Genomic DNA, 6000 nt, shown 5'->3' with positions numbered 1-6000 from the left:
CAGTGCTCGCGCAGATCACGGTCGGCGCGAAAACCAACGAAATCCCCGTGCTGCGGGCACTTCTGGAGTCATTAGACATCACCGGCGCGGTCGTCACCGCCGATGCGTTGCACTGCTGCCGCGATACTGCCACCGCTGTCACCGACCGCGGCGGCCACTACATCCTGACCGTGAAGAACAACCAACCCGGCCTGCGCAAACGCGTGAAAGCCCTTCCATGGAAACACATTCCCGCATCCAGCACTGTTTCCTCCGGTCACGGCCGCCGTGAGCGGCGAACCCTCAAAGCCACCGCCATCACCACCGGAATCGGATTCCCTGGCGCCGCGCAGGTACTGCGGATCACCCGCACCCGGACCATCGCCAAGACCGGCAAACGTCACACCGAAACCGTCTACGCCGTCACGTCCATATCGTGCACCGACGCCACCCCCGAACAGATAGCAGAATGGTTGCGCGGGCACTGGTCGATCGAGAACAAACTCCACTGGGTCCGCGACACCGCTTACGACGAAGACCGCTCCCAGATCCGCACCGGCGCAGGACCGTAAGTCATGGCCACCCTACCGCAACACCGCCATCAGCCTGCTCCGCCTGACCGGCCACACCAACATCACCGCCGCCCTACGACACAATGCCCACGACTTCAACCGGCCCGTCGAACTACTCCTGACATGCTGAAACACGACTTTGGAGCGCCGGGATAAACCGGCATGGAGAAGGAGATGAGAGAGCTCTGCATCGAAGGAGTAGCGATCCACGATGGCCCCGCCCATGCGCTGATGCTCGTGAGGGTATTGGTGAAGCGTTGGTGTCGGGGTACGTGCAGGCCGGGCTATTGAGCCGCGAAATCAGTGTGTTCGGGGTGCCGACGCCGTCAAAGTGGTCGGAAGGCAACATCGTCGGCGGCGTTATGCGCGAGCCGTCGGCGGACCCCGCGCGGTCGGAGAACCAGGGCATGTACGGAATCTCCATGCGCGAGAACCGGGAGATCCCATGTCTCGCCCATCCCGCTGATCACGGGGCGGGCCGCTCGGGGAACGCTGAGGCGGTAATCCCGGGATGAACGAGCGTGGGAAGTCTGACAGCCCCGTAGTACCTGCGAAGCCGTCGAACAAGACCGCCTCGGTGGTTGCGGAGATGGTGGAGGAAAGGGGGCTGGCCGAGGAGAACACGGCCGGCAAAACACGTCCCGGACACAGAGCCGGACCAGGCGTGCCAAGTGCGCTGGGGCGTGTGCGTCAAGTTGCACGACAGGACAAGGAAGCACGGTTCACAGCGCTGTTGCACCATGTCACCGTCGACCGCCTGCGGGCGGCGTTCTGGGCGATCCGCCCGGAAGCCGCGCCGGGGGTGGATGGGGTGAAGTGGGCGGACTACCGGCAGGGTTTGGAGGGCAACCTCCAGGATCTGCATGCCCGGCTGCACACAGGGCGCTACCAGCCGGAACCATCGCGGAGGGTGTACATCCCGAAGGCGGACGGACGGCAGCGGCCGCTCGGCATCGCTTCGCTGGAGGACAAGATCGTTCAGCGGGCCGTCGTCGAGGTGCTGGGCGCCATCTACGAGGTGGATTTCAAGGGCTTCTCCTATGGTTTCCGGCCGGGCCGCGGCCCGCATGACGCGTTGGACGCGCTCGCGGTCGGGATCGAGCGGAAGAAGGTGAACTGGGTGCTCGACGCGGATGTCCGCGACTTCTTCGGCAAGCTTGATCGAGGCTGGCTGGGGAAGTTTCTCGAGCAGCGGATCGCGGATCGGCGGGTCCTGCGGCTCGTCGGTAAATGGTTGGCTGCCGGTGTCGTCGAGGATGGGCAGTGGTTGGAGACGACGGAAGGATCACCGCAAGGAGCGTCGGTTACGCCTCCAACGCAATGGGCAATGTTCGCCCTCCGAGTCGGTGCTGTCGGCGTTTGGGGTGTCGTCGCCGGTGCGTTCCCGGATGGGGATGCGGTGGCGGATGGTGATCTTGTCGGCCCCGACCAGGACATCTTTGACGAGCAGCCGCAGCACCCGTTGGCGTTCCTCGACGGTCGAGACTTCAGCTTTGCTGTGGAGTTGGCCGAGGAATCCCTCGAGGTCGGCGGCGAGCGCGAGGTAGCCTTCACGGTCGGCGAGTTGACTGTCGAGTGCTTGAATCTGGTTGTGTAGGTTGGCTTCTCGCGCTCGTAGGTCCGGCATGCGTGAGCGCAACTCGTCGATGGTGATCAGTTGCTCGCCGAATGCTTCGATCATGCGGGCGATCCCGGTGCGAGCCTTGGCCAGCGCGGTCTCGAGCTGCTTGCGTTGCTTGAGGACCGGGTCGCTGCTGCGCTCGGCGACGAGGCGTTTGTCGATCTCGGTGCGGATCAGTTGCGGGTCGGCGAGCATCCCGGTGATGTGGTCCCAGACGACGGTGTCGAGGTAGTCGGCGCGGACCGGTTTGTTGGCGCAGACCCGCCCACCCTCGTAGCGGTAGTCGTCGGAGCCCAGGCATCGGTAGTAGTAGATCTTCTTGTTCGTGGTGCGGGTCGAGGTGCGGTAGTAGCCGTATCCGCAGCTCGAGCATGCTGCGAGGCCTTGCAGCAGCGAGGGGATCTTGCTGTTGCGGGAGGCGAATCGCTTGTTGTCGGTCAGCCGTTGCGCGACCCGGTCGAAGGTCTCTTCGGTCACGATCGCGGGAACGGCGATCTCGGTCCATTCCTCGCGGGGCCGGTCGACGGTTTTCGACGCCTTCGGTGTTGAGCGTCCCTGCAGTCGGGCGACCCGATTGAGCCCCGGCGATTCGTGCACGACCATGGTTTTGCCGAATACAGCGCGACCGGCGTAGGCGGGGTTGCGCAGCATCCCCCAGATCACCGAGCGGTCCCAGCGGCTCTTGCCGGTGCGGGTGGGCACGTCCTGTTCGGTGAGCCAGCGGGTCAGCTCGGCGATGGAGGCGCCGTCGTCGGCATAGCGCCGAAACATCTCCGCGACCAAAACTGCTTCGTGGGCGAGGATTTCGTAGGCCGCGCCGGTGTGGTCGCTCTTGCGCAGGTATCGGTAGCCGAACGGCGCGCCCGAGAGCACGTTGACCGACCCGGTCTTGGCGCGGTGGGTCTTGCCGCGCCGATAGCGTTCCATGATCTGGGCTTTCTCGTATTCGGCGAACATGCCCTGGAACTCCCACCAGCAGTTGATCCTCCGGGGTGTCCCCGCGCGGGCCCTTGACGAACTCGACCCGTGTCCCGGCGCGGGTGAACTCCTCGATCAACAGCGCCTGGTAAGCGAACTTGCGGGCCAACCGGTCCGGGGAATAACACAGCACCACGTCCACCCCGACCCCGGCGACCAGGTCACGCAACCGTTCCAGCGCCGGCCGGATCAGGGTAGCCCCGGAGTGTCCTTCGTCTTCGAAGACCCACTCCGCGGGGACCTCAAGCCCCAGTTGCTCGGCGTGGGCGCGCAGCGCCACGGTCTGCGAGCGAATCGTCTCGTCCTTCTTCTGCCGGGCCGAAGACACCCGGGCGTATATCACCGCACTCGTCATCAGGCGGTAGTCCTTCCTCCCGGGTCCGCGTGAGGCGGGCCCGGCGTTGTGGCACAAGAATGTCGTAAGCCACCGACAAATCCGTGGCCGCGTGGCGGTCGAAGACGAATTCCGTCTCCACCGCCCGGTCGTTCACCTGCGCCGGGGCTGGTGGTGACCCCGCGCCAGGAACTCGGTCAACGCGCGCGTAACCAGGGCGGAGATCGTGCCGCCCGACTCACCGGTTCGTTCACGCACCCGATCCACCAGCGCCACAGGCAGTTTGACGGTGAACACCACCGTCTGCTCCGGCACAACCACCCGCCCCTGCGCGGCGGCCCGCTCGACATACCGGCGAGCCTGACGCGGCGAGCAGCCGAACTCGCCCGCCAGCACCCGTGCAGCCTCGGCAACCACGACACCGTTGCCGAGCAACTCAGCCGCCGAGTTGACCCGCTGCGCGAATTCCATAGCGCCGCAACGACTATCACCAACACGCATGACACAAAGATAACATCAAACATGTCACACCGCCGTCCCTGCGATGCGCCGAGGACGTTCCAGCCGCCGGTAATTCAGCGTGACATCGAAGCAGAAGTTGCCCATTGCGTTGGAGGCGAGGTGTCACCGCTGCTCGCGAACGTGTATCTGCACTACGTCTTCGACGTGTGGGTCCAGTGGTGGAGGAAAAGGTATGCGCACGGCGACGTGATCGTCGTGCGGTTCGCCGACGATTTCACCGTGGGTTTCGAGTACGAGAACGACGCGCAGAGGTTCCTCATCGATCTTCGCGAGCGATTCGCGAAGTTCGGGCTGGAATTGCACCCGGACAAGACCCGGCTGATCGAGTTCGGGCGTCATGCCGCCCGGCGGCGAGCGGCGCGGGGTCTGGGCAAACCGGAGACGTTCGACTTCCTTGGATTCACGCACTTCTGCGGGAAGACCAGGGCAGGGCGGTTCTGGTTGCGGCGTGTCACGATCGCGAAACGGATGCGGGGCAAGCTGCGGGAGGTCAGCGACCAACTCAAGCAGCGTCGGCATCGACCCATCCCGGAGCAGGGCAGATGGCTGCGTAGCGTGGTGCACGGCCATCTTGCCTACTACGCCGTGCCCGGAAACATTGATGCGGTGAACGCTTTCCGCAAGCAGGTCACACGGCACTGGCACAAGGCGTTACGGCGCCGGAGCCAGCGTTCGCGCCTGGATTGGAAACGGATGCGCCGCCTTGAGGATCGATGGCTACCACCAGCCCGCGTGAAGCACCCATCGCCCTACGTGCGCTTCGACGCCAGAACCCGAGGCAGGAGCCCAGTGCGGTAATCCCGCACGCTGGGATCTGTGCGGGGGACCGCCCGAGAGGGCGGTCCCCACCGCGATCCGGGGCCCTGTCAGAGGGCGTGATCGCTCGGAGCGGAATCGGCGATTGCGTCGCATCAGACGTCTGGGCAACTCGATGGCTTCGGGTCAGTGGGTCCGGTTGTGCCGCACTTTCTTTGATGCGACCGACTCGCCGAGAAGACAGTGGCGCTCAGCGGTTCGGACCGTGGCCCCGCTGTTTCCTGGTGGGGGTCGACGCCGGTCGTCATGGGCCGTGTCGATCGGACCCTGTGGTTCGGGGTACCCGACCTTGTCGATTTGTTCTTGCTCCCATAGCACCAGGTCATCGAGTCGGTACCGACGGTAGCGGCCTATTCGTGCGTATCGGGGACCTCGTTTGGTGGAGGCCCAGACTGCGAGCGTCTTCTTCGGAATCTTGAGACGCGCGGCCACTTCGTCTGTGCTGAGCCACACCTCACCGCTGTTCAACGGAGCCGCTCGGGAAGAGGTGGTGCTGGGCTGGTCGGGCAGTCCTGGGCTGGGATGTTGCTGAACCCGTATGCAGCAGGACAGGAGTCATGTGCGAATGGCCGAAAAGATAACTGATGTGAGGGGTCTTGTGCCGGGCAAGTGGCGTCACGGGGTGCCGGGCTGATTCGAGAATGTGGATGATCCGTCGTGAAGTCGCCGATGTCGACAGGGGTATATGCGGGAGTTCCGGCTCAACGGAGTCCCTCCTTCTCGGGTGCACCCAGCAGCGCGTCAGCGCGGTCGAGTATCGAATAGGTTCCCTGAGAAGGCTTTTCGTTCTTACCGCACTGAGTTGTGCAGGGCAAGGTGCCTTGCGCAGCTGTTCGTGCTCTGCGTACATCCGAGGGCGTCCAGCGCCCTTGGCTCCTCGTCGAGCAACGGCTTCATTGAAGCTGGGTGCGTGGGAAATTCGCAAACTGTCTGGTGACAACGGGCGTGTGCTCGACGATCATGAGGCATGGGTGTCGACAATGGGAGGTTCGATTCCCCCAGGCGGCTCCAGGTCAGAGGGTGTTTTTGGGGTTTTCGGGCTCGGTATCGGAGTGGTCAGTGTGCCAACGCTCGGGAGAGTTTGACGGTTTGGTGGGCTGGAAGAGCGCGTTTCCGGCGGCTTGCAGGTCCTCGGGGTGTGCGTTGCTGTAGATGGACAGTGACACTGTCGGGTCGTG

General features: G+C 64.3%; 6 protein-coding genes and 2 pseudogenes. 4 read left to right on the top strand and 4 right to left on the bottom strand.

The window, feature by feature from the left end:
* The 3 genes and pseudogenes from ACV7NQ_RS47475 to ACV7NQ_RS47465 form a co-directional block, all read left to right on the top strand.
* A partial coding sequence (locus tag ACV7NQ_RS47475) for an ISAs1 family transposase (protein ID WP_463365465.1) occupies positions 1 to 551 on the top strand: 551 nt, incomplete at its 5' end.
* A gap of 260 nt (positions 552 to 811) precedes the next feature.
* On the top strand, positions 812 to 1066 hold the full coding sequence (locus tag ACV7NQ_RS47470; protein ID WP_463365464.1) for a hypothetical protein: 255 nt from the start codon (positions 812 to 814) through the stop codon (positions 1064 to 1066).
* Positions 1063 to 1803: pseudogene (locus ACV7NQ_RS47465) on the top strand (reverse transcriptase domain-containing protein); the annotation flags it as partial. The gene ACV7NQ_RS47470 and the pseudogene ACV7NQ_RS47465, both read left to right, overlap by 4 nt.
* Before the next feature lie 33 nt (positions 1804 to 1836).
* Here the strand turns inward: ACV7NQ_RS47465 and ACV7NQ_RS47460 are convergent.
* The 3 genes and pseudogenes from ACV7NQ_RS47460 to ACV7NQ_RS47450 all read right to left on the bottom strand — a co-directional run bounded on the left by ACV7NQ_RS47460 (position 1837) and on the right by ACV7NQ_RS47450 (position 3955).
* Positions 1837 to 3129: a recombinase family protein gene (locus ACV7NQ_RS47460; protein WP_463365463.1), complete on the bottom strand. Its 1293-nt coding sequence runs from the start codon at positions 3127 to 3129 to the stop codon at positions 1837 to 1839.
* A gap of 13 nt (positions 3130 to 3142) precedes the next feature.
* Positions 3143 to 3505: pseudogene (locus ACV7NQ_RS47455) on the bottom strand (recombinase family protein); the annotation flags it as partial.
* A 132-nt stretch (positions 3506 to 3637) separates the two neighbouring features.
* Positions 3638 to 3955 carry a hypothetical protein gene (locus ACV7NQ_RS47450; protein WP_463364608.1) on the bottom strand — a complete coding sequence of 106 codons (318 nt, stop codon included), beginning with the start codon at positions 3953 to 3955 and terminating at the stop codon, positions 3638 to 3640.
* A gap of 150 nt (positions 3956 to 4105) precedes the next feature.
* Between ACV7NQ_RS47450 and ACV7NQ_RS47445 the strand changes: the two genes are divergently transcribed.
* Positions 4106 to 4804, top strand: a complete 699-nt coding sequence (locus tag ACV7NQ_RS47445) for a reverse transcriptase domain-containing protein (RefSeq protein ID WP_463365462.1) — start codon at positions 4106 to 4108, stop codon at positions 4802 to 4804.
* Positions 4805 to 4948: 144 nt separating this feature from the next.
* Here ACV7NQ_RS47445 and ACV7NQ_RS47440 read toward each other — a convergent pair whose 3' ends face one another.
* Positions 4949 to 5275 (bottom strand): helix-turn-helix domain-containing protein, encoded by a 327-nt coding sequence (locus tag ACV7NQ_RS47440; protein WP_463366085.1) that lies wholly within the window; start codon positions 5273 to 5275, stop codon positions 4949 to 4951.
* Positions 5276 to 6000: the final 725 nt, after the last annotated feature.

The sequence above is a fragment of the Nocardia sp. Tas62D01 genome (assembly GCF_055232035.1).
Note: the sequence above shows the minus strand (reverse complement) of the source record. Positions and strands in the feature narration are given on the sequence as shown.

Bases quoted from the DNA above. Each gene is read 5' to 3' on its own strand.
- ACV7NQ_RS47460 (WP_463365463.1), bottom strand. From the start codon at position 3,129: ATGTTCGCCGAATACGAGAAAGCCCAGATCATGGAACGCTATCGGCGC.
- ACV7NQ_RS47450 (WP_463364608.1), bottom strand. From the start codon at position 3,955: ATGGAATTCGCGCAGCGGGTCAACTCGGCGGCTGAGTTGCTCGGCAAC.